The sequence below is a fragment of the Streptomyces sp. NPDC048191 genome (genome assembly GCF_040652655.1).
Taxonomy (GTDB): Bacteria; Actinomycetota; Actinomycetes; order Streptomycetales; family Streptomycetaceae; genus Streptomyces.
On sequence record NZ_JBEZMO010000017.1, the window covers coordinates 24,727 to 50,905 of the forward strand.

At 71.4% G+C, this 26,179-nt stretch carries 24 protein-coding genes and 1 riboswitch; of the genes, 15 read left to right on the forward strand and 9 right to left on the reverse strand.

Annotated features, from left to right (window positions below; genetic code table 11):
• Positions 1-61: 61 nt before the first annotated feature.
• The 3 genes from AB0D93_RS25775 to AB0D93_RS25785 all read left to right on the forward strand — a co-directional run bounded on the left by AB0D93_RS25775 (position 62) and on the right by AB0D93_RS25785 (position 4,005).
• A complete protein-coding gene (locus AB0D93_RS25775; RefSeq protein WP_362123463.1) occupies positions 62-751 on the forward strand; it encodes a response regulator transcription factor in 690 nt (229 codons plus the stop codon).
• 271 nt (positions 752-1,022) lie between these two features.
• Positions 1,023-2,951, forward strand: coding sequence for a 2-oxoacid:acceptor oxidoreductase subunit alpha (locus tag AB0D93_RS25780; RefSeq protein WP_362123466.1), 1,929 nt, complete (start codon positions 1,023-1,025; stop codon positions 2,949-2,951).
• Positions 2,944-4,005 carry a 2-oxoacid:ferredoxin oxidoreductase subunit beta gene (locus AB0D93_RS25785; protein ID WP_362123469.1) on the forward strand — a complete coding sequence of 354 codons (1,062 nt, stop codon included), beginning with the start codon at positions 2,944-2,946 and terminating at the stop codon, positions 4,003-4,005. The genes AB0D93_RS25780 and AB0D93_RS25785 overlap by 8 nt, the downstream gene beginning before the upstream one ends.
• A 22-nt stretch (positions 4,006-4,027) precedes the next feature.
• On the opposite strand, the gene AB0D93_RS25790 is transcribed toward AB0D93_RS25785, so the two are convergent.
• Positions 4,028-4,456: a helix-turn-helix domain-containing protein gene (locus AB0D93_RS25790; RefSeq protein WP_362123472.1), complete on the reverse strand. Its 429-nt coding sequence runs from the start codon at positions 4,454-4,456 to the stop codon at positions 4,028-4,030.
• Positions 4,457-4,547: 91 nt separating this feature from the next.
• On the opposite strand from AB0D93_RS25790, the gene AB0D93_RS25795 reads away from it, so the two are divergent.
• The 3 genes from AB0D93_RS25795 (at position 4,548) to AB0D93_RS25805 (ending at position 7,264) form a co-directional block, all read left to right on the forward strand.
• Entirely contained in the window at positions 4,548-5,402 is an 855-nt protein-coding gene (locus AB0D93_RS25795) for an SDR family oxidoreductase (protein WP_362123476.1), read from the forward strand.
• Positions 5,403-5,514: 112 nt separating this feature from the next.
• Positions 5,515-6,615, forward strand: a complete 1,101-nt coding sequence (gene rarD / locus AB0D93_RS25800; protein ID WP_362123479.1) for an EamA family transporter RarD — start codon at positions 5,515-5,517, stop codon at positions 6,613-6,615.
• 169 nt (positions 6,616-6,784) lie between these two features.
• Positions 6,785-7,264: a VOC family protein gene (locus AB0D93_RS25805; RefSeq protein ID WP_362123482.1), complete on the forward strand. Its 480-nt coding sequence runs from the start codon at positions 6,785-6,787 to the stop codon at positions 7,262-7,264.
• Positions 7,265-7,400: 136 nt separating this feature from the next.
• On the opposite strand, the gene AB0D93_RS25810 is transcribed toward AB0D93_RS25805, so the two are convergent.
• Positions 7,401-8,603, reverse strand: a complete 1,203-nt coding sequence (locus AB0D93_RS25810; RefSeq protein WP_362123485.1) for a hypothetical protein — start codon at positions 8,601-8,603, stop codon at positions 7,401-7,403.
• A 195-nt stretch (positions 8,604-8,798) separates the two neighbouring features.
• Between AB0D93_RS25810 and AB0D93_RS25815 the strand changes: the two genes are divergently transcribed.
• Positions 8,799-9,392 (forward strand): NAD(P)H-dependent oxidoreductase, encoded by a 594-nt coding sequence (locus AB0D93_RS25815; protein WP_362123488.1) that lies wholly within the window; start codon positions 8,799-8,801, stop codon positions 9,390-9,392.
• A 3-nt stretch (positions 9,393-9,395) separates the two neighbouring features.
• On the opposite strand, the gene AB0D93_RS25820 is transcribed toward AB0D93_RS25815, so the two are convergent.
• From AB0D93_RS25820 to AB0D93_RS25835, 4 genes are all read right to left on the reverse strand, one after another.
• Positions 9,396-10,295, reverse strand: a complete 900-nt coding sequence (locus AB0D93_RS25820) for an ABC transporter permease (protein WP_362123491.1) — start codon at positions 10,293-10,295, stop codon at positions 9,396-9,398.
• Positions 10,282-11,283, reverse strand: coding sequence for an ABC transporter ATP-binding protein (locus tag AB0D93_RS25825; RefSeq protein WP_362123494.1), 1,002 nt, complete (start codon positions 11,281-11,283; stop codon positions 10,282-10,284). Before AB0D93_RS25825 ends, AB0D93_RS25820 begins: the two co-directional genes overlap by 14 nt.
• A 77-nt stretch (positions 11,284-11,360) precedes the next feature.
• On the reverse strand, positions 11,361-12,557 hold the full coding sequence (locus AB0D93_RS25830; RefSeq protein WP_362123497.1) for a sigma-E factor regulatory protein RseB domain-containing protein: 1,197 nt from the start codon (positions 12,555-12,557) through the stop codon (positions 11,361-11,363).
• A gap of 452 nt (positions 12,558-13,009) precedes the next feature.
• On the reverse strand, positions 13,010-14,020 hold the full coding sequence (locus AB0D93_RS25835) for a polyprenyl synthetase family protein (protein ID WP_362123500.1): 1,011 nt from the start codon (positions 14,018-14,020) through the stop codon (positions 13,010-13,012).
• A 624-nt stretch (positions 14,021-14,644) separates the two neighbouring features.
• Positions 14,645-14,823: riboswitch (cyclic di-AMP (ydaO/yuaA leader) on the forward strand.
• Between the two features lie 4 nt (positions 14,824-14,827).
• On the opposite strand from AB0D93_RS25835, the gene AB0D93_RS25840 reads away from it, so the two are divergent.
• Positions 14,828-15,319, forward strand: a complete 492-nt coding sequence (locus AB0D93_RS25840) for a transglycosylase SLT domain-containing protein (protein ID WP_362123503.1) — start codon at positions 14,828-14,830, stop codon at positions 15,317-15,319.
• 145 nt (positions 15,320-15,464) lie between these two features.
• On the opposite strand, the gene AB0D93_RS25845 is transcribed toward AB0D93_RS25840, so the two are convergent.
• The 3 genes from AB0D93_RS25845 to AB0D93_RS25855 form a co-directional block, all read right to left on the reverse strand.
• Positions 15,465-16,277 (reverse strand): HAD family hydrolase, encoded by an 813-nt coding sequence (locus AB0D93_RS25845; RefSeq protein ID WP_362123507.1) that lies wholly within the window; start codon positions 16,275-16,277, stop codon positions 15,465-15,467.
• 197 nt (positions 16,278-16,474) lie between these two features.
• The gene (locus AB0D93_RS25850; RefSeq protein WP_362123510.1) at positions 16,475-17,677 is read right to left on the reverse strand and encodes an FAD-dependent oxidoreductase; all 1,203 of its coding nucleotides are present in this window, start codon (positions 17,675-17,677) and stop codon (positions 16,475-16,477) included.
• Between the two features lie 46 nt (positions 17,678-17,723).
• Positions 17,724-18,968, reverse strand: coding sequence for an ATP-grasp domain-containing protein (locus tag AB0D93_RS25855; RefSeq protein ID WP_362123917.1), 1,245 nt, complete (start codon positions 18,966-18,968; stop codon positions 17,724-17,726).
• 305 nt (positions 18,969-19,273) lie between these two features.
• On the opposite strand from AB0D93_RS25855, the gene fahA reads away from it, so the two are divergent.
• The 7 genes from fahA (at position 19,274) to AB0D93_RS25890 (ending at position 26,172) form a co-directional block, all read left to right on the forward strand.
• The gene (gene fahA / locus AB0D93_RS25860; RefSeq protein WP_362123513.1) at positions 19,274-20,491 is read left to right on the forward strand and encodes a fumarylacetoacetase; all 1,218 of its coding nucleotides are present in this window, start codon (positions 19,274-19,276) and stop codon (positions 20,489-20,491) included.
• Between the two features lie 504 nt (positions 20,492-20,995).
• Positions 20,996-21,934, forward strand: coding sequence for a M56 family metallopeptidase (locus AB0D93_RS25865; RefSeq protein WP_362123516.1), 939 nt, complete (start codon positions 20,996-20,998; stop codon positions 21,932-21,934).
• Between the two features lie 132 nt (positions 21,935-22,066).
• Positions 22,067-22,855, forward strand: a complete 789-nt coding sequence (locus tag AB0D93_RS25870) for a GntR family transcriptional regulator (protein WP_362123519.1) — start codon at positions 22,067-22,069, stop codon at positions 22,853-22,855.
• A gap of 48 nt (positions 22,856-22,903) precedes the next feature.
• The gene (locus AB0D93_RS25875; protein WP_031166915.1) at positions 22,904-23,131 is read left to right on the forward strand and encodes a ferredoxin family protein; all 228 of its coding nucleotides are present in this window, start codon (positions 22,904-22,906) and stop codon (positions 23,129-23,131) included.
• A 14-nt stretch (positions 23,132-23,145) separates the two neighbouring features.
• On the forward strand, positions 23,146-24,489 hold the full coding sequence (locus AB0D93_RS25880; protein WP_362123523.1) for an ABC transporter substrate-binding protein: 1,344 nt from the start codon (positions 23,146-23,148) through the stop codon (positions 24,487-24,489).
• Positions 24,486-25,400, forward strand: a complete 915-nt coding sequence (locus AB0D93_RS25885) for an ABC transporter permease (protein WP_362123526.1) — start codon at positions 24,486-24,488, stop codon at positions 25,398-25,400. The genes AB0D93_RS25880 and AB0D93_RS25885 overlap by 4 nt, the downstream gene beginning before the upstream one ends.
• Entirely contained in the window at positions 25,384-26,172 is a 789-nt protein-coding gene (locus AB0D93_RS25890) for an ABC transporter ATP-binding protein (protein WP_362123528.1), read from the forward strand. The genes AB0D93_RS25885 and AB0D93_RS25890 overlap by 17 nt, the downstream gene beginning before the upstream one ends.
• Positions 26,173-26,179: the final 7 nt, after the last annotated feature.

Here is a 26,179-nt window from a genome sequence, read left to right on the forward strand (position 1 = left end):
ACCGAATGCTGGAATGCTGGACCTCCGTACGGACGGACGTCGTCGCACAGCGGTATCGGGCATGGGGGGCCGGAAGATCGTGGAGGACAGGGTGCGGGTGGTCATCGCCGAGGACTCAGTGCTGCTCAGAGAGGGCCTGACCCGGCTGCTGACCGACCGCGGACACGATGTCGTGGCCGGCGTCGGGGACGCGGAGGCGCTGGTGAAGACCGTCGCCGACCTTCAGGCGCAGGGCACGCTGCCCGACGTGGTGGTGGCGGACGTACGGATGCCGCCGACGCACACCGACGAGGGCGTCCGGGCGGCCGTACTGCTGCGGAAGACGCATCCGGGTCTCGGGGTGCTGGTGCTGTCGCAGTACGTGGAGGAGCGTTACGCCACCGAGCTGCTGGCCGGTTCCAGCCGGGGCGTGGGCTATCTGCTCAAGGACCGGGTCGCCGAGGTGCGCGAGTTCGTGGACGCGGTGGTGCGGGTGGCCCGGGGCGGTACGGCGCTGGACCCCGAGGTGGTCGCGCAGCTGCTCGGCCGCAGCCGCAAGCAGGACGTGCTCGCGGGGCTGACCCCGCGCGAGCGCGAGGTGCTGGGGCTGATGGCGGAGGGGCGTACGAACTCGGCGATCGCCCGGCAGCTGGTGGTCAGCGACGGCGCCGTGGAGAAGCACGTCAGCAACATCTTCCTGAAGCTCGGCCTGGCCCCGAGTGAAGGGGACCACCGGCGTGTTCTGGCCGTGCTGACCTATCTGAACTCCTGACCGGACGACACTGTGTCAACAAGGTGTCAGACCGTCCGGTTCACCGTGGATGACGGATATTCAGTCGGAAGGCGGGACGAGGGAACCGGAGGAGGGCGTTCCTCCACGTCAGCGCCGAAGACCGGTCCAGAATCGCTACAGGCCGACTCGAAATGTCGACCAATCTGTGGATCGCCTCGGGAAGGCGACCCTAACCGACGTAGGGTTGATCCTGGGATGGTCGGTGGGTCGACCACGCCCCGGACAGCCGCCTCGAAGGAGGTCCAGTTCAGTGACCAGCCAGGTCAGTAGCCCAACGGAGCAGACCGACGGAACGGTCGTGGGAGAGCAGCGCCAACCGGGCGGCGCGAAGGACGTGCGGCGCCTGGACCGGGTGATCATCCGGTTCGCGGGGGACTCGGGTGACGGTATGCAGCTCACGGGTGACCGGTTCACCTCGGAGACCGCCTCCTTCGGCAACGACCTCTCCACCCTCCCGAACTTCCCCGCCGAGATCCGCGCCCCCGCCGGCACCCTGCCCGGCGTCTCCAGCTTCCAACTGCACTTCGCCGACCACGACATCCTCACCCCGGGCGACGCGCCGAACGTCCTGGTCGCCATGAACCCGGCCGCGCTGAAGGCGAACATCGGCGATCTGCCGCGCGGCGCCGAGATCATCGTCAACACGGACGAGTTCACCAAGCGCGCCCTGCAGAAGGTCGGCTACGGCGCCTCCCCGCTGGACGACGGCTCGCTGGACGGCTACAACCTCCATCCGGTGCCGCTGACCACGCTCACGGTGGAGGCGCTGAAGGAGTTCGACCTCTCCCGCAAGGAGGCCGAGCGCAGCAAGAACATGTTCGCGCTGGGCCTGCTGAGCTGGATGTACCACCGGCCGACCGAGGGCACCGAGAAGTTCCTGAAGTCGAAGTTCGCGAAGAAGCCCGAGATCATGGCCGCGAACATCGCGGCGTTCCGGGCGGGCTGGAACTTCGGCGAGACGACGGAGGACTTCGCGGTCTCCTACGAGGTCGCCCCGGCCACCAAGGCCTTCCCGGTCGGCACCTACCGCAACATCTCCGGCAACCTCGCCCTGGCCTACGGCCTGGTCACGGCCTCGCAGCAGGCGGACCTGCCGCTGTTCCTGGGCTCGTACCCCATCACCCCGGCCTCGGACATCCTGCACGAGCTGAGCAAGCACAAGAACTTCGGCGTGCGGACCTTCCAGGCCGAGGACGAGATCGCCGGCATCGGCGCGGCGCTGGGCGCGGCCTTCGGCGGCTCGCTCGCGGTGACCACCACGTCGGGACCCGGTGTCGCGCTCAAGAGCGAGACGATCGGGCTCGCGGTCTCGCTGGAGCTGCCGCTGCTGGTCGTCGACATCCAGCGCGGCGGCCCGTCGACCGGTCTGCCGACCAAGACGGAGCAGGCGGACCTGCTGCAGGCGATGTTCGGCCGCAACGGCGAGGCGCCGGTGCCGATCGTCGCGCCGAAGACCCCGGCGGACTGCTTCGACGCGGCCCTGGAGGCGGCCCGGATCGCCCTGACGTACCGGACTCCGGTCATGCTGCTGTCCGACGGCTACCTGGCCAACGGTTCCGAGCCGTGGCGGATCCCGGACCTGGACGAGCTGCCCGACCTGCGCGTGCAGTTCGCCTCCGGCCCGAACCACACCCTGGACGACGGCACCGAGGTCTTCTGGCCGTACAAGCGGGACCCGCAGACCCTGGCCCGGCCGTGGGCGATTCCGGGCACGCCGGGTCTGGAGCACCGCATCGGCGGCATCGAGAAGCAGGACGGCACGGGCAACATCTCCTATGACCCGGCCAACCACGACTTCATGGTCCGTACCCGGCAGGCCAAGATCGACGGGATCGAGGTCCCGGACATCGAGGTCGACGACCCGCACGGCGCGAAGACACTGGTGCTGGGCTGGGGCTCGACGTACGGCCCGATCACGGCGGCGGTACGGCGGCTGCGCCACGCCGGCGCGTCGATCGCGCAGGCCCATCTGCGCCACCTCAACCCCTTCCCGCGCAACCTCGGACCCGTGCTGCGGCAGTACGACAAGGTGGTCGTCCCCGAGATGAACCTCGGGCAGCTCGCCACCCTGGTCCGGGCGAAGTACCTGGTCGACGCCCACTCCTACAACCAGGTCAACGGCATGCCGTTCAAGGCGGAACAGCTCGCCGCGGCGCTGAAGGAGGCCATCGATGACTGACGCCACCCACGGGCTGCTGCAGCTGGTACCCAAGGCCGAGGCCAAGCAGTCGATGAAGGACTTCAAGTCGGACCAGGAGGTGCGCTGGTGCCCGGGCTGCGGTGACTACGCGATCCTGGCCGCCGTGCAGGGCTTCATGCCGGAGCTGGGGCTGGCGAAGGAGAACATCGTCTTCGTCTCCGGCATCGGCTGCTCCTCCCGCTTCCCGTACTACATGAACACCTACGGGATGCACTCCATCCACGGCCGCGCCCCCGCCATCGCCACCGGCCTGGCCACCAGCAGGCGGGATCTGTCGGTGTGGGTCGTCACGGGTGACGGCGACGCCCTGTCCATCGGCGGCAACCACCTGATCCACGCCCTGCGCCGCAATGTGAACCTGAAGATCCTGCTGTTCAACAACCGGATCTACGGCCTCACCAAGGGCCAGTACAGCCCCACGTCCGAACTCGGCAAGATCACCAAGTCGACGCCGATGGGCTCGCTCGACGCCCCGTTCAACCCGGTGTCGCTGGCGATCGGCGCGGAGGCGTCCTTCGTGGCCCGCACCATCGACTCCGACCGCAAGCACCTGACCCAGGTGCTGCGCGAGGCGGCCGACCACCCGGGCACGGCCCTGATCGAGATCTACCAGAACTGCAACATCTTCAACGACGGCGCCTTCGACGCCCTGAAGGACCAGCAGCAGGCTCAGGACACGCTGATCCGCCTCGAACACGGGCAGCCGATCCGCTTCGGCGCCGACAACGCACGCGGTGTCGTACGCAACCGGGCCACCGGCGACCTGGAGGTGGTCACCGTGACCGCGGAGAACGAGGCCGACATCCTGGTCCACGACGCCCACGCCGAGTCGCCGACCACCGCCTTCGCGCTCTCCCGCCTCGCCGACCCCGACACCCTGCACCAGACCCCCATCGGTGTCTTCCGCTCCGTCGAACGGCCCGTCTACGACACGGCCATGGCCGAGCAGTTGGACACCGCGATCGAGCAGAAGGGCAAGGGCGACCTGGCCGCGCTGCTGGCCGGCGGGGACACCTGGACGGTCGTCGGCTGAGCCGGCCGCCGTTTCAGCTCTCTCACGAGGCCCGGGACCGGTTGTCCCGGGCCTCGTCGTACGCCCGGCGGTTCTCGTCGTAGGCCTGCCGGGCCTTCTCCACCTCGCCCATGCGGTCGTGGGTCCACCCGGCCAGCGCGCGCACCTGCTCCGCGGCCTCACGGCCCAGACCGGTGAGCGAGTAGTCGACGCGGGGCGGGATGACCGGCTTGGCGTCCCGGTGGACCAGGCCGTCACGCTCGAGGGTCTGCAGGGTCTGGGTGAGCATCTTCTCGCTGACGCCCCGCCCGACGAAGCGGCCGATCGCCCGGCGCAGCTCGCTGAACCGGTACGGCCGCTCCAGGAGCTCGATCAGGACGAGGACGCCCCAGCGGCTGGTGACGTGCTCCAGGACGAGCCGGTAGGGGCACAGGGCCTCGGCGTCCACGGGCTGCTTCTGACTTACCGCCATGCCAGTACCTTACTTCAAAGTGGGTACTTTCGTTCAGTTAGTGCCACTCCTAGGGTGAGTGACATACCCACCGCACAAGGAGTTCTGAACCATGAGCATCGTCGTCACCGGAGCCACCGGACACCTCGGCCGGCACGTCGTGGAGCAGCTGCTGGAGAAGGTTCCGGCGGAGCAGATCACCGCCGTCGTGCGCGACGAGCAGAAGGCCGCCGACCTCGTGGCCCGCGGGGTGAGGACCGCCGTCGCCGACTACAACGCGCCCGAGACCTTCGACGGCCTGTTCACGGCCGGCGACAAGGTCCTGCTGATCTCGGGCAACGAGTTCGACAAGGGCCGGGTGGGGCAGCACCGGGTTGTCATCGACGCCGCCAGGGCCGCGGGCGTGGCCCTGCTCGCGTACACCAGCGCCCCGGGCAGCCTCACGGCCGCGCTCGCGGACGACCACCGGGCGACGGAGGAGGTGCTGCTCGCCTCCGGCCTGCCGTACACCCTGCTGCGCAACGGCTGGTACTTCGAGAACTACACCGAGAACCTCGCGCCGGTGCTGGAGCACGGCGCCGTCGTCCAGGCCGCCGGCGACGGCCGGATCTCCGCCGCCTCCCGCGCCGACTACGCCGCCGCCGCGGTCGCCGTGCTCACGGGCGAGGGACACGAGAACAAGACCTACGAGCTGGGCGGCGACGAGCCGTTCGGCTTCGCCGAGTACGCGGCCGAGCTGAGCCGGCAGACCGGCAGGGAGATCGTCTACAGCCCGGTCTCCGTCGAGGCCTTCACCTCCATCCTGACCGGCGCCGGGCTGCCCGCGCCGCTGGCCGCGATCCTGGCCGGTGTGGACGCCTCGGTCGAGAAGGGCGAACTGGTCGTCACCAGCGGCGACCTCGCCCGCCTGACCGGCCGCCCGGCCACGTCGCTCGCCGAGGCGGTCGCCGCCGCGCTCAAGGGCTGACCCCTCCCCCGGAACCCGCCTGTCACGACCGTATGGCGATACGGACATGACAGGCGGGGGTGCCCGGCGCTACCTTCGTGTCCCCGCGTGCGTGAGGCGAGAAGGAGGGGCCGTGGCCGGGACGTCCAAGGGTGAGCATCGAATAGGCCTGCTGAACGGTTTCGCCGCCTATGGCATGTGGGGCCTGGTGCCCCTGTTCTGGCCCCTGCTGAAGCCCGCCGGGGCGGTGGAGATCCTCGCCCACCGCATGGTGTGGTCACTGCTCGTCGTCGGCGTCGCCCTGCTCTTCGTACGGCGCTGGGCCTGGGCGGGACAGCTGCTGCGCCAGCCGCGCCGACTCGGGCTGATCACCGTGGCCGCTGCCGTCATCACGGTGAACTGGGGCGTCTACATCTGGGCGGTGAACTCCGGCCATGTGGTCGAGGCCTCCCTCGGGTACTTCATCAACCCGCTGGTGACCATCGCGATGGGCGTGCTGCTGCTGAAGGAGCGGCTGCGGCCCGTGCAGTGGGCGGCGGTCGCCACCGGCCTCGCCGCCGTCGTCGTCCTGACCGTCGGCTACGGCCGCCCGCCGTGGATCTCACTCGTCCTCGCCTTCTCCTTCGCCACCTACGGCCTGGTCAAGAAGAAGGTCGCCCTCGGCGGTCTGGAGTCGCTGGCCGCCGAGACCGCGATCCAGTTCCTGCCCGCGCTCGGCTATCTGCTGTGGCTCGGCGCGCACGGCCGGGCGAGCTTCGTGAACGACGGCGCCGGGCACGCGGCCCTGCTCGCCTCCACCGGTCTCGTCACCGCCGTACCGCTGGTCTGCTTCGGCGCCGCGGCGATCCGCGTGCCACTGTCCACGCTCGGGCTGCTGCAGTACCTGGCGCCGGTCTTCCAGTTCCTCCTCGGCATCCTCTACTTCCACGAGGCCATGCCGCCCGAGCGCTGGGCCGGGTTCGTGCTGGTCTGGCTGGCGCTGATGCTGCTCACCGGCGACGCGCTGCGCTCCGCGCGCCGGACCGCCCGTACGCTCGCCCGGAAGACCGGCGCGGCCGACACCACCGTGACGACCGGCACCACCGTGACTACCGGCACCACCGTGACGACCTCCGGCACCACCGTGACAACCGGCACGGTCATGGCGACCGGCACGGCCGTACACGGCACGGAGAGCACGCCCTCCGGGCCCGACCCGGAAGCCGGGGCCGAGCCCGAGGCCGCGAGGCCGTAGCCGGCGGGCACCGCGGTGATCCCCGGGCGGACGGATCCGCGAGCGCCATCCGCGCCGGGGCGTGGCGGCGCGGGGCGACAGCATGACGTCGTGTCAGCAGGGCGGCGGCGCGAGGAGGGACGGGGGAATCGGCCCGTCCTACCGGTGCCCGAGGCTATAAGTGGTCACCATGACCACCCGGACACCCGCTCCCACGCCCGCCCCGCTGCACTGGAAGCTCGTCGTCGACGCGGCCGACCCGCACACCCAGGCCGACTTCTGGGCCGGTGCGCTGCACTACACGGCCGAGGACAACAGCGCCCTGATCGAACGCCTGCTGTCCCTCGGCGCACTGCCCGGCGAGGCCACGGTCGAGTACCACGGTCGGGCCGCCTTCCGCGACCTGGTCGCCGTGCGACACCCCGACGACCCGTACTACGCCGAGACCGGCACCGGGCTGGGGCGGCGGCTGCTCTTCCAGCGCGTACCGGAGCCGAAGACCGTGAAGAACCGGCTCCACCTCGACCTGCACCCCGGCGAGGGCCGACGCGCGGACGAGGTGGCACGCCTTCAGGCGCTCGGCGCTCGGGTCCTGACCGTGGTGAAGGAACCCTCGGGCGAGTGGGTGGTGATGGCGGACCCGGAGGGCAACGAGTTCTGCGTGCACTAAACGAGTTCTGCGTGCACTAGGTGTATTGCCCTGAGAGGTTGGGGACGCGGCTGGCGGGCAGCTCCGCGTGCACGGAAGCCGCCGGATGCTGCGCCCCGCGGCGGGTCCCTACGGCGTCGGTCTCCGGTTACGGCCGTCAGGCCTGTGCGGCGCGGGCCGCGCGGTCGGCCAGACGGGTCATGCGGGCCCGGGCGGACTCCAGCGGGGCCGGGTCGTCGGCGGCAGGACCCGGCTCGGTGCTGAGGTCCGTCCACAGCTCGATCAGGTCACGGCCCAGCCGCAGGCCCTCCTCGGGATCGCGGACCGCGCGCCACGCGGTCGCCGCGCTGCGCACGTTGCCGTAGGCGGCCTCCGCGTCCCGAGCCTGCCTGCGCAGCCGGGCCAGGTCCAGGGACAGCGCGAAGGCGCGGGCCGGGTCGCCCGCCAAGTAGGCGATGTAGGCGGACAGTTCGCGCAGGTGCAGGACCTCGGCATGGCGGGGGCCCAGCACGGTGGTCGCCTCGGTGACGGTACGGTCGGCGAGCTCCGCCGCCGCCTCGATACGGCCGTCCCGCACGGCCTCGTTGATCCGCGTCATCGGCTCGGTGAGCAGCTCGGCCCCCTCCGCGGTCTCGGTCACGGGCCCGTCCCCGAGCACCTCCTCGGCGACGGCGTCGAAGCCTCGGGCGGGGGTCGGGGTGGGGGTGGCGGCCGGGGCGGAAGCCATGAGGTCGGACTCGTGCTCCGAGACGTCCACGAGGAACGCGGGAAGCTTCTTGACCGGCATGTCGGGCGCGGGCACCTCCTTGACCGACATCACCGGCGTGGGGGTCTCCCTGACCGACAGGACGGGCGCGGGCACCTCCTTGACGGACATGACGGGCGCGGGGCCGAACTGTCCCGTCGGCGCCTGCACCATCCCGGCCGGCACGGGGGCAGGCTGCTCAGCGCGGGCCAGGTCCGGGGCGCGCTTGGGCGAGGGCGTCTCGCTCGTGCCCTCCGGCGAGGTCCCGCCCACCGGCGAACCCACGCCCGCCGCGCCCGCCGCAGCCGACGTCTCCGGCGGAGTCACCCGTACCGGCTCCCCCGTGACCCGGCTCGAACCGTCCGCCGAGACCTCCAGGGGAACCACGCAACCCGCGCGGTCGTCGTGGATCGTGGCGCGTATGGGGGCGCCGAGGCTGATGGCCAGGCGCTGGAGGTGGTTGAGCACGGTCTGCTGGATCTCCTCGCCCGGCGCCGCCACCACCTGCGTCCCGCCCACCGACGCGCCTCCCGCGCCGAACACCCGGACCGGTACCACCGCCGGATGCGCCGCGGGCTGCTGCGCCCGCTTCTTCTCGAAGCTGAGTCGAGACATCGGTTTTCCCTCACTCCCCCGGCGTCGCGATCCGGTCGTACGCGTCCTGCCAACCAGTGTGTCGTTTCCCTTCGGCTTCCGCGTCACCGCAGCGTCACAGCCTCGCACCAGCCGCACCCTGGCCAGAATTGCTTGCGTGTGCATAAAATGCAGACGCCTTTATTCGTGATACGACAGCACGCCCCTGGGGGAACCATGAGTCGCCGCTTCCTCTTCGTCCTGGGCAGCGCCCGCGCCGAGGGCAACACCGAGCTGCTGGCCCGCGCGGCTGCCGAGCAGCTGCCCGGCGACGTCGAGCAGCGCTGGATCCGCCTGGCCGAGCACCCGCTGCCCGACTTCCCGGACCTTCGGCACGATACCGACCATGTACGGCCGCCTGCGGACAGCGCCACCGGTCTGCTGCTGGACGCCACCCTGGCGGCCACGGACATCGTGATCGCCTCGCCGCTGTACTGGTACTCGGTGTCCAGCCTCACCAAGCGCTACCTGGACTACTGGTCGGGCTGGCTGCGCACGCCGGGCCTCGACTTCAGGGCGACCCTGGCCGGCCGCACGCTCTGGGGCATCGCCGCGCTCGCCCACGACGAGCCGTCGGTCGCCGACCCCTACGCCGGCACCCTCAACAACTCGGCCGCCTACATGGGGATGCACTTCGGCGGGGTGCTGCTCGGCAACGGCAGCGCCCCCGGCGACGTCCTCAAGGACACCGACGCGCTGACGCGCGCGAAGTCCTTCTTCGCGCAGGACGCGCCCCTCGCGCGCTTCCCGTACGAGACGGCTGCCGGCTAGGCCCTACGCGGTGATGTCCTTCGTCGTGAACCGCGCCCAGGCCGCCGAACCGAACACGGCCGCGTACAGCGCCTGGAGGCCGAGGTTCTTCACCAGGTCGTCCCAGTAGACGGGGTCGCGCATCAGGTCGGCGAAGGACAGCCAGTAGTGCGAGAAGAAGTACGGCTGCAGCGCGTGCAACTGGGGTATCTGGTCCAGGATCTGAACGGTGATGAGCAGGCCGACGGTGGTCGCCATCGCCGCGATGCCGCTGGCCGTGAGCGTCGACACGAACAGGCCGAGCGCCGCCACGCCGACCAGTGAGGCGGCGACCACCACGGCTATCAGCAGGGCCCGGCCGAGGCCCTCGGTGAAACTGATCCGGGTGCCGGATATCGTCGTCAGGTCCCCCAGCGGGAAGAGCAGCGCGCCGACGATCAGCGCCGAGACGGCCACGACCAGGGTGGCCAGCACGCAGAACGCCATCACCGTCGTGTACTTGGTGAGCAGCAGCCGGGTGCGGCCCGCCGGTGCGACCAGCAGATAGCGCAGGGTGCCCGCGCCCGCCTCGCCCGCGATGGCGTCGCCCGCGACGACTCCGACGGCCATCGGCAGGAAGAACGGCAGGGTCGCGGCGAGCGCCGTGAACACCAGGAACAGGCCGTTGTTGGTGATCTGCGTGATGAACGCCGGGCCCTGGCCGCTGTGGTCCGCCGTCCCGCCGCCCCGCGTCTGGATCTTCACCGCGATCCCGACCAGCACCGGCACCGCGGCCAGCACGCCGAGCAGGGCGAGCGTGCGCCAGCGGCGGACGGTCGTGACCAGCTCGCTGCGCAGCAGCCCGAACGTCCACAAGGGGCTCGGCCGGCGTACGGCGGTCACGGGGACCGTCTCGGATCCGGGGACCGTCTCAGCCCGCGACATCGAATCCCTCTCCCGTCAGCGCCACGAACGCGTCCTCCAGCGAGGCCCGTTCGACCGTGAACCCCCGGACCCGGACTCCGGCGGCGACCAGGGCCGCGTTCACCTCGGCGAGGTCCCGCGCGGGCGGTTCACCCGCGACCCGGTCGCCGTCCGCCGTGACGTCCCCGACGCCCTGTTCCTTCAGCACCCGGGCCGCCTCGGCCGGATCCGGGGTGGTCACCACCAGCCGGCCCCGCGCGCCGGCGGCCAGGTCGGCCACCGCGCCCTGGGTGACCAGCCGGCCCCGCGCCATGACCGCGGCATGGGTGCAGACCTGTTCGATCTCGTCCAGGAGGTGGGAGGAGAGGAAGACGGTCGTGCCGTCGGCGGCCAGCTCCCGGATCAGGGTGCGGATCTCGCGCATGCCCTGCGGGTCGAGGCCGTTGGTCGGCTCGTCCAGGACGAGCAGCCGGCGCGGCTGGAGCAGCGCGGCGGCCAGGCCCAGCCGCTGCTTCATGCCGAGCGAGTACGCCTTCGCCTTCTTGCCCGCCGCCGCCGCGAGGCCCACCCGGTCCAGTGCGGTGGCGACGCGGACGTGCCGGGTGCGCGGGTCGGCGGTCGGGTCGGCGGCGTCGTAGCGCAGCAGGTTGTCCCGGCCGGAGAGGAAGCCGTAGAGGGCCGGGCCCTCGATGAGTGCTCCGACCTGCGGGAGGACGGCGCGGGCCGCCCGTGGCATCGGGCGGCCCAGCACGCGGGCCGTGCCCTCCGTCGGTTCGATCAGGCCCATCAGCATGCGGATGGTGGTGGTCTTGCCCGAGCCGTTCGGGCCGAGGAAGCCGAAGACGCTGCCCGCCGGGACGGTCAGGTCGAGACCGTCCACGGCGAGTTCTCCGCCGCGATAGCGCTTGGTGAGGCCGCGGGTGACGATGACACTCGCCTCCGCGGCGCCCACCCGGGCATGCCGCTCCCCGTCCTCCGCCTCCCGCTCCCTCGCGGACGGTTCGTCCATCGGCTCCCCCTCGCCCCTTCGATCCGCGCTTGCTGAAGGGTCAACGCACGGTCACGGTCCGTAGTGCCCGGAAGGGGTCACTTTCCCGTGTTCGCCGCCTTCACCAGGGCGTCCTTGGTCACCGCGCCGGCGTAGACCTTGCCGTCGTCGGTGATCAGGGCGTTGACCAGGCGGGTGGAGAAGACCGTGCCCTTGCCGAACTTGCCGGTGACCGTGTCCCCGAGCGAGCCGAGGAAGCCGCCGAGGTCACCGCCCCGGGAGCCGGTCGGCAGGCCGCCCTTGGCCCCGGTGTCGAAGGTGGCGATGGACGTCCAGCCCTTGCCGAGGACGGTGCCCTTGTCGTGGCCCTCGGCGAAGCCCATGCCGGGGGTCCGCTCCGGACGTGCCGTGGCGCCCTTCTCCTGCTCCGTCACCTTCGCGCCCTTGGGCGGGGTGAAGTCGAAGGTGGAGGCGGCCGGCCGGGCGAAGGAGACCTGGGTGAAGCCCGCGTCGAGGACGGCGGCGCCGCCGCTCTTCGGCGTCAGCGTGAACTTCAGCGGCATACCCGTCTTCGCGTCCACGGCGATGCTGATCGCGCCGACCGTGGTGCCGGACTGCCGGGGCTTGATCAGCAGCTTGTAGGCGTCGCGGCCGGCGACCCGCTCGGTGCCGTCGACAGTGACGGACGTGGTGTCGTCCACCGACTTCAGGGCCTGGTCGGCGAAGTCCTTCGGGGTGGCCGGGGGCTCGGCCCTGCGGTCCTTGCCGGAGTCGGCAGAGATGCCGTGGGACACCTCGTTGCTCTTGCTGTCGTAGCCCCACACGTCCTTGCCGTTGTGGATGAGGCTGTACTCGGAACCGCTCTCCAGCAGCGACAGCTTCTGCTTGTCGGGGCCGCTGGCGGCGACGCGCAGCGTGTGCGTGCCGGAGACCAGCGAGGTGAGCTTGGACTGCGGGTCGGCGGAAGAGCCGTCGCCGGAGCCCTTGGCGGCGCCGGAGGCCAGGCTGTTCTCCAGGCCGCCGAGGTTGGGCAGGCCGAGGTCGGTGCTGGTGCGGACGGTGCCGGACAGCTGCTGCACATCCGACTTGGCGATCTTGTCGATGAGCTGCTGTGCGGTGATCCTCGGCAGGTCGGGGTCGCCGGAGGCGGCGAGCGCCGGGACCAGACCGATCGTGGCCGCGGCCACCCCCACCACCGCGACCGGCACCGCGTAGCGGGCGGCCTTGCGGCGTCCGCCACGCGGGTCCTCGTCCCGCGCGGCGTCCACTGCGTCGTCGGATTCGTACGGTGCCATGTGTGCCTTACCTCCGTCGTCGGCGGCGGCTGTCCTCACGCTGGTCCACCAGAGCCGCCATTCTCACCCGAATCGGTGAGGAGTGGTGATTTCCGTGGTGTCCATCTCACCAAATCGTCCATGAGGAAGCGTCAGACCTCGGAGCCAACTCCGTGTACGCCTGCGGTATGACACGTAGGGGCCGCGGCTCCCCCGACCCGTAAGGGTCTCACCGGAACGGACGTGACCGGAAGGGGACGCGCAGGGCCGTACGGCCGCCGGCACCGGCCGGGTGGGTACGGTCCGCGGGCACCGACCGTCCGCCGGCAGACCCGCTCCGCCCAGACGCCCGGTCGACTTGGTCCGGGCGGGTACGGCCCGCGGGCACCCGACCGTCCGCCGGCCGACTCGGTCCGGCCGGGCGTCAGCCGACTCGGGCCGGCCGGGGAGCGGCCGGTGCAGCCGGTGCGGCGTCAGCCGGCGCGGTGCACCACCGCGTCGCACAGTTCCAGCAGCGCCGCCTTGGCGTCGCACTCCCGCAGCGGCGCCAGCGCGGACCGGGCCTCCTCCGCGTACCGGACGGTGTCCCGGCGGGCCTGCTCCAGCGCGGGGTGGGCGCGCAGCGCGGACAGCGCCTCGGCGTGCCGGCCGTCGTCGCTGAGGTCGGAGTCGAGCAGCTCGCACAGCGCGCGGTCCTCGGGGAGGCCGAGCCGGGCCGCCCGCTCGCGCAGCCGGAGCACCGGGAGCGTCGGGATGCCCTCGCGCAGGTCGGTGCCCGGGGTCTTGCCGGACTCGTGGGAGTCGGAAGCGATGTCCAGGACGTCGTCGGCGAGCTGGAAGGCGACCCCGAGCCGCTCGCCGTACTGGGTGAGGACGTCGACGACCGTTTCGTCGGCGCCGGACATCATCGCGCCGAACCGGCAGGACACGGCCACCAGCGAGCCCGTCTTGCCGCCGAGCACGTCGAGGTAGTGCTCGACCGGGTCGCGGCCGTCCGAGGGGCCGGCGGTCTCCAGGATCTGGCCCGTGACCAGCCGCTCGAACGCGAGGGCCTGCACCCGTACCGCCTCGGGGCCGAGGTCGGCGAGGATCTGGGAAGCGCGGGCGAAGAGGAAATCGCCGGTGAGGACCGCGACGGAGTTGCCCCAGCGGGTGTTGGCGCTGTCCACACCGCGCCGCACGGCCGCCTCGTCCATGACGTCGTCGTGGTACAGCGTGGCCAGGTGGGTCAGTTCCACGACGACGGCCGAGGGCACGATGCCCGGCGCGTAGGGGTCGCCGAACTGGGCCGCGAGCATCACGAGCAGCGGCCGGAACCGCTTCCCGCCGGCCCGTACGAGGTGCTGCGCGGCCTCCGTGATGAACGGGACCTCGCTCTTGGTGGCCTCGAGCAAGCCTTCCTCGACAGCCGCCAATCCGGCCTGGACATCGGCTTCCAGAGCCTGGTCCCGCACGCTCAGCCCGAACGGCCCGACGACGGTCACGAGGGGTCTCCTGTCTGCTGGTGTCTGCTGGCGATTACACGGTTTGTCGATAGGTCGCTGCCATCACTCAAGTCAGCGTATCCGGTCCCTGTTCGATCACCGATAGCGCCCACCGGTCCAGCCCGGGCGGTATCGGATCATGACCGGTATGTTTTTGATCAAGTGGTAATAACGCACATTTATCGACTTAACAGGACCCCACACACTTTGTCGCGAACCGAGGAGCGAGCGGAGTAACGCCCGCACCTCGCCTTCGCGCCGCGACGATCATGCACCACGTGCCGACACCCACGGCCGTCGCAGCCAATACGACAACGACCGGCACCGCGTCACAGGTTCCACCGCCCGTCCGATCCACCCAAATCCCCCATGTCCGATTTGAACTGCTTTGCTATTTCGTGAGTTGGGTCACGGTCACCGGCCGGCACCCTGAACCCCCGGTCCGCCGCTCCCGCCGCGCCCCGTCGGCGAGTTGAGGGTTGGCAACCGCAAAGGATCAAGCACCCCATACGGCACAGACCAAGGTCAAATGGTGCGATGTGTGGATCCGGCACTTGTTCCCGACATGTGCTCTCGCATACGTTCCGGGCCAACCGGGCGGACGCCGAATCCTGCCGCCGCCCGCGTGACCCATCGACGAACTCATTCGTACGGCAGGAGCGGGGGACCCAGGTAAGTCGCCGGACCGGACGGCACACGTCGCACCGGAACGGCTAGGGGTGAAGCCGAGCCCATCCAGGGCACGGCCGGGCACCTCCCCGCCCGAACCCGACAGCTCACCTCGCAGGCGACGGAGAGGACTTCCCCATGCCTGCTGCCGCTCAGCCCCGCCCCACCCGGATGAACCGCCTCGTCCGCACCCTCGCCGTCGCCGGCACCGGTGCCGCCGTCCTCGCCCTGCCGCTCATCAGCGCCACCAGCGCCACGGCGGCCACCACCACGGCCACCGCGAAGGCCTCCACCACTCCCGCCGGGTACCCGAACAACCTCGACGGCTGGATCCGCGAGTCGCTCGCGATCATGGCCCAGAAGGGCATCCCGGGCACCTACAACGGCATCTACCGCAACATCATCCGGGAGTCCTCCGGCAACCCGAACGCCATCAACCTCTGGGACTCCAACGCCGCCAAGGGCATCCCGTCCAAGGGCCTGCTCCAGGTGATCGACCCGACCTTCAACACGTACCACGTGGCCGGCACCGCCTTCGACCCTTACGACCCGGTCGCCAACATCACCGCGGCCTGCAACTACGCCGCCGCGCGGTACGGCTCGATCGACAACGTCTTCAGCGCGTACTGATCGTCCCGCTCCCGCGGACCGGCACGACACCGGCCGTCCCGCACGCACCCACACCTGACGGACGGGGGCGTGCCGGACGGCCGCCGCGCATCCACCGGGCCCCGCACGGCGGGGCCCGGGCCCCGGGCGCCTACTGATGTGCCGGTCAGTCGGTCGGGAACAGTCTTTCGAGGACGACGGCGATGCCGTCGTCCTCGTTCGACAAGGTGATCTCATCGGCCACCGCCTTCAGTTCAGGGTGCGCGTTGGCCATGGCGACCCCGTACCCGGCCCACTCGAACATCGGGATGTCGTTGGGCATGTCGCCGAACGCCAGGGCCCGCGCCGCGGTGATCCCGAGCCGCTCGGCGGCCAGCGCGAGACCGGCCGCCTTGGTCACCCCGGACGGCTGGAGCTCCACGGTCCCCGGCCCCGACATGGTGACCGTCGCCAGCGAGCCCACCACCGAGCGCGCCACGGCCGCCAACTCGTCGTCGGACAGGGTGGCGTGCCGCAACAGCACCTTGCTGATCGGCGCGCACCACAGGTCGTCGCGCCGGCCGACCCGGACCGCGGGCAGGGTCGGGTGCGGCATCAGATAGCCGGGCTCGATGAGCGTGAGCCCGTCGACACCGTCCTGGTCGACGGCGGCATAGACCTGCCCCACCTCCGCCTCGATCTTGCCGAGCGCGGTCTCGGCCAGCTCCCGGTCCAGCCGGACCGACCACAGCAGCCGGCCGGCCGCGGCGTCGTAGACCTGTGCGCCCTGCCCGCACACCGCGAGCCCCGTGCAGCCCAGGAGCTCCAGGAGGGGCCGTACCCGCGGGGCCGGGCGGCCCGTCACGACCAGATGCCGGACACCGGCCCGCGCCACCCGCCCGAGCGCGGCGAGCGACCGGTCGGAGACGGTGTCGTCGCCGCGCAGCAGCGTTCCGTCCAAGTCGGTGGCGATCAGTGCGTACGCGGGGGAGGCTGCCATGATCAGAGAATACGGATCCCACGCCGCGCCGACTCACCTTGTCGCCCTGCGCACTTACGTACTGATCGCCCCCAAGTGCCCCTCGTCGAGCCGCTGATGGCGATGCCGGCGGTGAGGCGGTGGGTCCGGCGCCGGCTCCCGGTAGCGGTCGGCGGACCGGTCGCTGCCGGGATGCGCCGGACGCCGACGGGCCCCGCTCAGCCGTGCGCCGCCGCCAGGTGTTTCGCCAGTCGCGGCGAGGCGAACTCCGTACCGCAGACGAAGCGCATCACCGGGCCGTACGACGACGCCGCCGGCAGTCCGGTGAAGTACAGGCCGGGGACGGACGAGACATAACCGGGGCCGAGCTTCGGCGCGCCGCGGCTCACCGCGAGCCGGGTGCGCAGTTCGTGGCCGAGGAAGTCCATCGCCGCGATGTCGACGCGGTAGCCGGTGGCGGCGATGACGTGGTCGGCGGTGAGCCGCTCGGTGTGCCCGCCGTGGGTCCGTACGGTGAGGACGGGGCTGCCGTCGGGCGCCTCGGCGGCCATGACCCGGTCGACGTCCTGCACCTGCACGGCGCTCTCGAAGCGCTCGCGCAGCCACCAGGCGCCGAGCGGTCCGAGGACCCGGCGGACCAGGTAGTGGCGGGTGGCCTCGGGCAGATAGCGGTAGGGGTGCGGGTAGTAGCTGAGCGCCCACAGCGACCAGGCGTTGCCGAAGGGGGACTCGGGACGCAGCTTCGGCTGGTTCCAGGGCGGGGCGCCGAAGGCGACGCGCCCGCGGCCGCGCGCGACCACACGCACGCGTGCCCCCGCCTCGGCGGCGAGCGCCGCCGTCTCCAGCGCGGACTGGCCCGCGCCGATCACGATCAGCTCCTTGCCGGCGAACCGCCCCAGGTCGTGGTGCTGGGAGCTGTGCGAGAGGGGGCCCGTGGGCGCCGGTCCGTCGGCCGCGGCCCCCGCGAGCTCCGCCGGCAGGTGCGCCAGGCCGGACAGCCCGGTGGCGACGACGACGGCACACGCGGTGAACAGCTCCCCGGAGTCCAGCTTCAGTTCGAAGCCGCCGCTCTTGTCGCGGTCGACGGAGACGACCCGCACCTGCTCCAGGCCGGGCACCAGCTTCTGCTGGAACCACTCGCCGTAGGCGATGAACGTCTCCACCGGGATGATGTCCTCGTCGGTCACCAGGCGGCGGGTCCCGGCCGCGTCGCAGTAGTCGGCGAGGGTGTGGCCGGGCTGCGGGCAGTCGAAGTTCGAGGCGACGGGCGTCGACTTCAGGAGCATGCCCTCGGGCATGTGGTCACGCCAGCTGACCATGGGGTCGCCGAAGACGCGGACGGGGATGCCGCGCGCCCGCAGATGGGCGGCGGTGGACAGGCCGAACGGCCCGGCCCCGATGACTACAACCGGTCGAGTCACGAAGTCCCTCCCCAGGACATGGTGCGCCACTCGCTGGTGGCCTTGCCTACTTCGTGGAGGTGCCACTGCCGCGGCGGTTGGTCCGCCACAGCTGATAGAGGTGCTTCGCGCCCGGGCGCACGAAGCGGGCGAGCATCGTGAGGAACGGCAGCGGGTCGTCACCCGCGAGCCAGGCCAGCTCCGTCCCGCTCGCCCTGGCCGGCGCGTGCGGCGTCGTATAGCCGCTGCGGCGGTAGGCGAGGAGGGCGGGGAGGTCGATGTTCTCCACGACGTAGCGGTGGCCGGCGCGCTGTTCCCCCTCCGGAACGGGACGGCCGGTCAGGCTCAGGTGCATGGCGCGCACGACGTCCACGCCCGACTCGTTCTCGAAGAGCCGGAACTGGGCGCCCATGCGGGGGTTGAAGTCGAGGAGCTTGTACTGTCCGTCGCGCCGGTCGAAGCGCAGGTCCAGGTCGATGATGCCGCTGTAGCCGATCTGTTTGATGAAACGTGCGGCGAGGTCGGCGAGTTCCGGGTTGTCGACGACGTACGCGTTAGCCGTCATGCCGGCGTGCGGCGGCCACGAGCGGACCTTGACGCCGGTGAACAGCGCGAGCGGGCTCGCGTCCTGGTCGAAGCAGGCGTGCACGATCCAGTCCTCGGCCTGTTCGCGCGGCAGGTACTCCTGGAGGATCACGCCCGGCCGCGCGCCCCAGTCGCGGGCGAGGGTGAGCAGACCCTCGCGGGTGGCGATCCTCGTGGTGCCGTTGACGGCGGGCCGTTCGCGCCGGACGAATGCCTCGCGGTTCTTGGCCACCACCGGGAAGCGGGCCGTGTCGGCGAAGGCGACGATGTCCTCGTACGACTCCGGGAACGCCGACGCGGGAGCCGCGATGCCGTGCTCCACGCACAGTTCGTACAGACCCTGCTTGCTGGCGAGGCGGCGCGGCAGCGCGGGATCGACGCGCGGAAAGAGGAAGGACCCGGCCAGCTCGTCCTGGTGCTCGGCGATCAGTACGGCGGCCTCCTCGTCCGTCGGGACGAGGACGGTGGGGCGGCCGATCCGGCGGCCGATCCGCAGCAGTCCCCCGACCAGGTGGCCGGGGTCCTCCGCGCCGGTCGTCGGCCACACGAAGGCCTTCTTCAGATAGCGCGACGAGGCCGCGGGCGTGTACGCGTCCTCGGTGATGGCGTACATGGGCACGCCGAGCCGCCCCAGGCTGCGGATCGCGCCGACTCCGCCGTGGTGCAGCGGATAATCGCCGAACTTGACGATCAGCCCTGGTACGTCCCGGTCCGCCTCGAACGGCACACCGACGGTGTCTCCGGCCACGGGTCCCCCCACGTGTCCCCCCAATGGAACGGACCCACCCCGTCCGTGTCCCCAAAGGACGCTAAGCCGGAATTGCCGCCTCCGACAAGGCCTATTCGGACATTGCGAACTCTTTAGGCAGGGTGCGAGCAACCTTTCGAAGGTTCTTCGACGCGCACGTTTCGGACACCCCTCCAGGTGCCGCATGGGGCTCTGCCCAAGAGCCGCGTCACCGCCGTAACGTGTGGCCCGACCACATGGAACGATCGCCATGCATGGCCCGGATGAGAGTGAGGCAGCACCCCATGCCCCCCTTCGACGTCCCCGAGGGCGACCCCTTCGGACCGCACAACCTTCCCTATGGCGTGTTCTCGCCCTCCGGCAGCACGGAGCGGAGGGTCGGTGTCCGGCTCGGGGACCACGTCCTCGACGCGGGTGCCGCGGCGGCCGCCCTGGGCTCGCCGCACCACTCGCTGCTCGCGCGGTCCACCCTCAACACGCTGCTGGCCGCCGGCCGCCCGGCCTGGTCGGAGGTACGGCGCGCCGTCACGGCCTGGGTCACGGACCCTGGGCACCGGGAGACGCTGGAGCCCCTGTTCCACCACCTGTCCGAGGTGACGCTGCACCTGCCCTTCGAGGTGGCGGACTACGTGGACTTCTACGCCTCGGAGAACCACGCCCGCAACGTCGGCCACATCTTCCGCCCGGACGCCGCGGACTCCCTCACCCCCAACTGGAAGCACCTGCCGATCGGTTACCACGGCCGCTCCGGCACGGTGGTCGTCTCCGGCACGGACGTCGTACGGCCGTCCGGGCAGCGCAAGGCTCCCGCCGACCCGGCGCCCGTCTTCGGCCCGTCGATCCGGCTGGACATCGAGGCCGAGGTCGGCTTCGTCGTGGGCACGCCGTCCGCGCTGGGCAGCCCGGTCCCGCTGACCGGCTTCCGCGACCACGTCTTCGGGCTGTGCCTGCTGAACGACTGGTCCGCGCGGGACATCCAGGCCTGGGAGTACGTCCCCCTCGGCCCGTTCCTCGGCAAGTCCTTCGCGACCTCGGTATCGGCGTGGATCACCCCGCTCGACGCGCTGGAGCACGCGCGCGTGGCGCCTCCGCAGCGCACGCACCCCCTGCTGCCCTATCTGGACGACTCGGCGCCCGGCGTCGAGCCCGGCGGCTACGACCTGCGCATCTCCGTCGCGATCAACGGCCACGTGGTCTCCGAGCCGCCCTTTTCGACCATGTACTGGACCGCGGCCCAGCAACTCGCCCACATGACGGTGAACGGCGCCTCGCTGCGCACCGGCGACCTGTACGGCTCGGGCACGGTCAGCGGCCCCGAGGAGCGTCAGCGCGGCTCTCTGCTGGAGCTGACCTGGAACGGCCGCGACCCCCTCGAACTCCCCGACGGCAAGCGGACCTTCCTGGAGGACGGGGACGTCGTGACCCTGTCGGCCTGGGCGCCCGGCCCGGACGGAACCCGCGTCGGACTGGGCGAGGTCGGCGGACGGGTCGTGGCGGGGTGAGCCGTCTCGTGCTCACCGCTTGGTGGAAGCGGTGAGCACGAGGGCACCTCGGCCCGCGCCTACCGCGCACTGGAACCGGCGTCCTGATCCGGTTCGGGCGCGACACGGAACACGGGTGCTCCGCCACCGCCCGGGCCCCCGCATCCGGCTGGCATCTGCCCCGGCGCGCCCGCAGAACTCGCCGACGGCACCAGGGGCTTCGTGACCGGGCAGGCGCCCTGGGCTCCGGAGGGGCGGTGTGCGGGAGGCGGTACTGCACGTGTTCCGGGACCGGGAGACGCGACGCTCCGCTCCTGGAGGCCGGGCATGACGGACGTCAAGGACCGCAGTGGCCGCAACCACGGGACGGATCACCGTCGAGACCTGCCTCTCGCCGCCCGTCACCGTCATACTGGGCGGGGACCGCACCACGCGGCGCGCCCCTGGGCGCATCGCCCCGCACCACCCGAGACCCGCGCCACCCGACACCCGCACAACTCTCCGACCAGGAACCGGAGCCCCGGCATGACCGTCTGCCTGCTCCTGCTGAGCGTCGTCGCCCTGACGGCCGCCCTGCCGGCGCCGCGCGCGCTGACCCGTGCCTCCTGGCCCGAGCGGGAGCCTGTGGTCGCGCTGTGGGTGTGGCAGTGCCTGGTCGCCACCGTGCTGCTGTGCTGCCTGGCGGCACTGATCCTGGGCACGGCGGCCGTCTTCCACACCGTCCGCGAGCGCGTGTTCGCCCCCGCACCGCCCTCCGTCACCGCCGCCTACGACCTCTCCTCCACGCCCGCCTGGGCCGCCACCCTCACCGTGCTGCTGGCGTGCGGGGCCGCGTGGACCTCGGCGATGCTGGGCCGGGAACTCGTCGAGGCCCGCCGCAGCCGCGGCCAGGCCCGCGCCCAGTTGCGGGAGCGCGCCCCCGACCTGCCCGCCGGGCTGCCGGCGGCGCGCGGCCCGATGCTCGTGCTGGAGGACGAGTACCCCGACGCCTGGTGGATGCCGGGACACCCGCCGCAGCTGGTCGTCACCACCGGCGCGCTGCACCGGCTCACCGACCACCAGCTGGACGCCGTCCTCACCCACGAACGCGGTCACGCGCGTGCCCACCACGACTGGCTGCTCCACCTGTCGACGGCGCTTGCCACGGGCTTCCCGCGCGTGCCGCTGTTCGCGCACTTCTGCGACCAGACGCACCGCCTGGTCGAGCTGGCCGCCGACGACACGGCGTCCCGGCGCTGCGGGCACCTCACCACGGCCCTCGCCCTGATCGAGCTGAACCAGCACCGGGGCGTCCTGTCCTGCGCCTCCAGCAAGCGCCTCCTCGGCGAACGCGTGGACCGGCTGCTGGAACCGCCGCCACGGCTGCTGCGCCGGCACCGGGCCCTGACGACGACCGTGGCCGCCCTGGTGCCGCTGCTCCCGCTGCTGATCACGTTCGCCCCGGGACTCACGGCACTGTCCTGACCGCCCCACCGGGTGGCAGATCTTCCCGCCCAGAACGGAAACCCGCAGCTCAGCGACGTATCGAACGCCCCATCACCTGGCGCAACACTGCAGCAACACCGCTTTCCCTACCGCATCGGTATGGTTCCAGCCATGCCAGCCACCGACCGCCCCCGAGACCACGCCGGTCAGGGCGCCGCGACCACCGTCGCCGCCCACCGCACGCGTCGACGGCTGCGTGCGGACCAGGCCCGGCAACTCGCCGATCTGCTGCGCCGCCAGATCCTCACCGGCGCCTTCCACAGCGGCTCCCTCCCCCACGAGTCGACCCTCGCCACCGACTACCGCGCCTCCCGCAACGCCGTCCGCCAGGCGCTGGAGCTCCTCCGGGCCGAGGGTCTGGTGGAACGGCTGCCCGGCGTCGGCACCGTCGTCGTCGCCCGGAAGTACCCGCACGGGCTCGACCGCCTGATGGGCCTCGCGGAAACCCTCCGCGAACACGGCCGCGTCACCAACGAGGTCCGCACCATGGGCCCCGCTCCCGCACCCGCCCCGGTGGCCGACCGCCTCCGTGTCCCCGCCGGCGCCGACGTGCTCTACATCGAGCGCCTGCGCCGCCTCAACGGCCTCCCCCTCTCCCTCGACCTCACCTACATCCCGCTCGACATCGGCACCGCCCTGCTCGGTGCCGACCTGGAGAACACCGACGTCTTCCGCCTCCTGGAAGGCATCACCGGCCGGCGCCTCGGCCACGCCGAGATCACCCTGGAGGCGGTGACCGCGGACGCCCACTCCGCCGCCGTGCTCCAGGCCCCGCGCGGCGCGGCCGTACTCATGCTGGAACGCCTCACCCACCTGGCCGACGGCCGCCCCGTCGACCTGGAATTCATCCGCTTCCGCGGCGACCGGATCACCATGAGCGGCCTGCTCCACCGGTCGTAGCCGCCCCGCCGACACACATCCCTGCCTGCACGTTTCCTGGAGACAGCCATGCCCTTGGCGCCCCAGCGGGCCGACGTGCCCGTGACCATCGACGAGTCGAAGTGCATCGACGGCTGCACCCTGTGCGTGGACATGTGCCCGCTGGACTCCCTCGCCATCGACGAGACCAACGGCAAGGCGTACATGCACGTGGACGAGTGCTGGTACTGCGGCCCGTGCGCAGCGCGCTGCCCCACCGGGGCCGTCACGGTCAACATGCCCTACCTGCTCCGGTGAAAGGCGCAACCACCATGAAACGAACGGCAGTTGCCGTATCCGCCGTCACGCTGCTCCTTCCCCTGACCGCGTGCGGCGGCAGCGCCGAAGCGGGCAGCGGCTCCACGATCACCGTGACCGTCGGCTACCAGTCCAAGACCATCAACACCGTCACCGCGGGCACGCTGCTGCGCTCCCTCGGCTACTTCGAGAAACAGCTCAACGCCCTGCACGACGGGCACACTTACAAGGTCGACTGGCAGGACTACGCCACCGGCGCCCCGATCACCGCCCAGATGACAGCCGGCAAGATCGACATCGGCTCGATGGGCGACTTCCCGCTGCTGCTCAACGCGGCACGCGGCAAGCAGCTCGGCCGCCCCACCCACCTGGTCTCGGTGACCGGCTACAACCTGCGCGGTGGCCTCAACACCGTGGTCACCGCTCCCGGCTCGAAGATCGCCTCCTTGCAGGACCTGAAGGGCAAGAAGGTCTCCACGAGCATCGGTTCCGCCGCGGACGGCACCCTCGTACGGGCCCTGCAACGCGCCGGCATCGACCCGGACAAGGGCATCTCCAAACTCAACCAGCAACCCGCCGTGGGCGCCTCGGCCCTCACTTCGGGCAGCGTGGACGCCCTGTCACAGTTCGTGGCATGGCCGGGTCTGCTCGCCTACCAGGGCAAGGCGAAGGCCCTGTACGACGGCGCCCAGCTGAACCTGCCCACCTTCCACGGCGTCACCGCCCGCGAGGACTTCACCAAGCAGCACCCGGCAGCCCTGGAAGCCTTCCTCAAGGCCCAAGCCGAGGCGACGGACTACCTCAACGCCCACCCGGTCGCCGCCGCCGAGAAGGTCGCGACGGCCACTGGCCTGCCCGCCGAGGTCGTCTACCTCTACAACGGCGCCCACGGCATCGCGACCTTCGACCCGGCCGTCAAGCCCCCGCTCGTGTCCGCGCTGAAGCAGGACGTGTCCGTGCTGAAGGCCGCCAAGCTGACCGGCGACATCGACGTGGACTCCTTCGTGGACGACCAGTACGTGAAGAAGGCCCTCGGCACCTCGTACACCCAGCGGCTCACCGCCGGGCCTGCGCCCGCCGCGAGCGAGGTGTGGCCCAAGGGCACCGAGAAGACCGTCTCCTTCAAGTCCGCGAAGGAGCTGCTGGCCTACGTGGCCGGACACCGAGCCGGCATCCGCGCCGCCTACGTGCCCGATGCCGTCACCGGCACCCTGTGGTTCGCCGACAAGGCGGTGTGGGTGACCGACGGCGACCGGGTACTGCCCTTCGTCACCTTGGCGACCGCGCAGGCCTATGTCACCGCCCACTGCGGCGCCCGTACGGTGTCGTACCGCGAGGCTCTGGAGCGGGCCTCATGACCCGCCAGCCCCTCGCCCGGTATGCGCTGCGCACGGCTTCCCTGGCCGCCTTCCTCGGCCTGTGGCAGTTGCTGACCAGCTTGAACGTGGACCTGTGGCTGCGCTTCTCGCAGTTCCCGACGGTCACCGATGTGGCCCGTGCCTTCGCCGGCCGGCTCTCCGGCAGCGACTACTGGACGGACCTCACCGACAGCCTCACTCGGATCCTCACCGGCTTCGCCCTGGCCGCCGTGCTGGGTGTGGCGACGGGCGTGCTCGTGGCCCGGTCGCGTCTGGCCGAGGATCTGCTGGGCCCTGTCCTGGAGGTCATCCGCCCCATCCCGGCGATCGCCCTCGTCCCGGTCGCGATCCTCCTCTTCCCGTCCAACGAGCAGGGCATCGTGTTCATCACCTGCACCGCCGCCTTCTTCCCCGTGCTCGTCTCCACCCGGCACTCGGTCCGCGCGCTGACGCCCGTCTGGGAAGAGGCCGTACGCACCATGGGCGGCGGCAGGTTGCGGATCCTCGGCTCTGTGGTGCTGCCGGGCGCGCTGCCGGGCATCTTCGGCGGGCTGTCGGTCGGCATCGGAGTGTCGTGGATCTGTGTCATCTCGGCCGAGATGATCTCCGGCCAATACGGGGTCGGATACCGCACCTGGCAGGACTACACGGTGGTGAACTACCCGGGTGTCTTCGTCGGCATGGTCACGATCGGCGTCCTCGGCTGGGTCACCTCCACGGCCGTGGAACTCATCGGCCGACGTCTGACCCACTGGCTGCCCCGCACCTCGTACGTACCCGTTGGCCGCACCCGCGTGCCTCGGCCTGCCGCCGCCTCCGTTCATACCGGCGGCGATTCCGAGCAGCAGGCCCAGCCCGAGCAGCAAGGCCATGAGCACACCGAGGAGGCCCGTGATGAGCACCTCGTCTGAGACCGTCACCGCTCCCGTCGCGCCTGCGTCCGAGGCCGTACGCGGCACCCGGCTCGCCTTCCGTGCCGCCACGCTCGGCCGTCCGGACGCACCGGTGCTGTACGACGTGGACGTGGATGTCTCCCCGGGTGAGATCCTCACCGTCGTCGGCCCTTCCGGCTGCGGCAAGACCACGCTGCTGCGGACGCTCGCCGGACTGCTGCCTCCGCTGGACGGCGTGGCCGAGGCGGACGGCATCCCGCTGACGGGGCCGTCGGCCGACCGTGCGCTGGTCTTCCAGGAGGACGCCCTGCTGCCCTGGCGCACTTTGCGCGGGAACGTCGAACTGCCGCTCGCCATCAGCGGCGTACCGCGCTCCGTACGCCGTTCCCGGGCCGAGTCCTGGCTCTCCCGCGTCGGACTCAGCGCGCAGGCGGGGCAGTTGCCGCACCGGGTGTCCGGCGGGCAGCGCCAGCGGGCCCAGTTGGCCCGTGCACTGGCCGACAGCCCGCGCGCCGTCCTCATGGACGAGCCCTTCGGCGCCCTCGACGCCCAGACCCGCTCGGGCATGCAGGACCTGCTCGTGGAGGTGCTGCGCGGCACGGGCGCGACCGTCGTCTTCGTCACGCACGACGTGGACGAGGCCCTCTTCCTCGGCGACCGTGTGGCCCTGCTCGGCTCCGGTCGGGTGGCCTCGGTACGAGACGTGCCCGGGCCCCGTGACCGCGGGGCCGTCGGCGATCCGGCCCGCGTGGCCCTGCGCCGCGACATCCTCGCCTCGCTCGGCTCCTGAAAGGCAC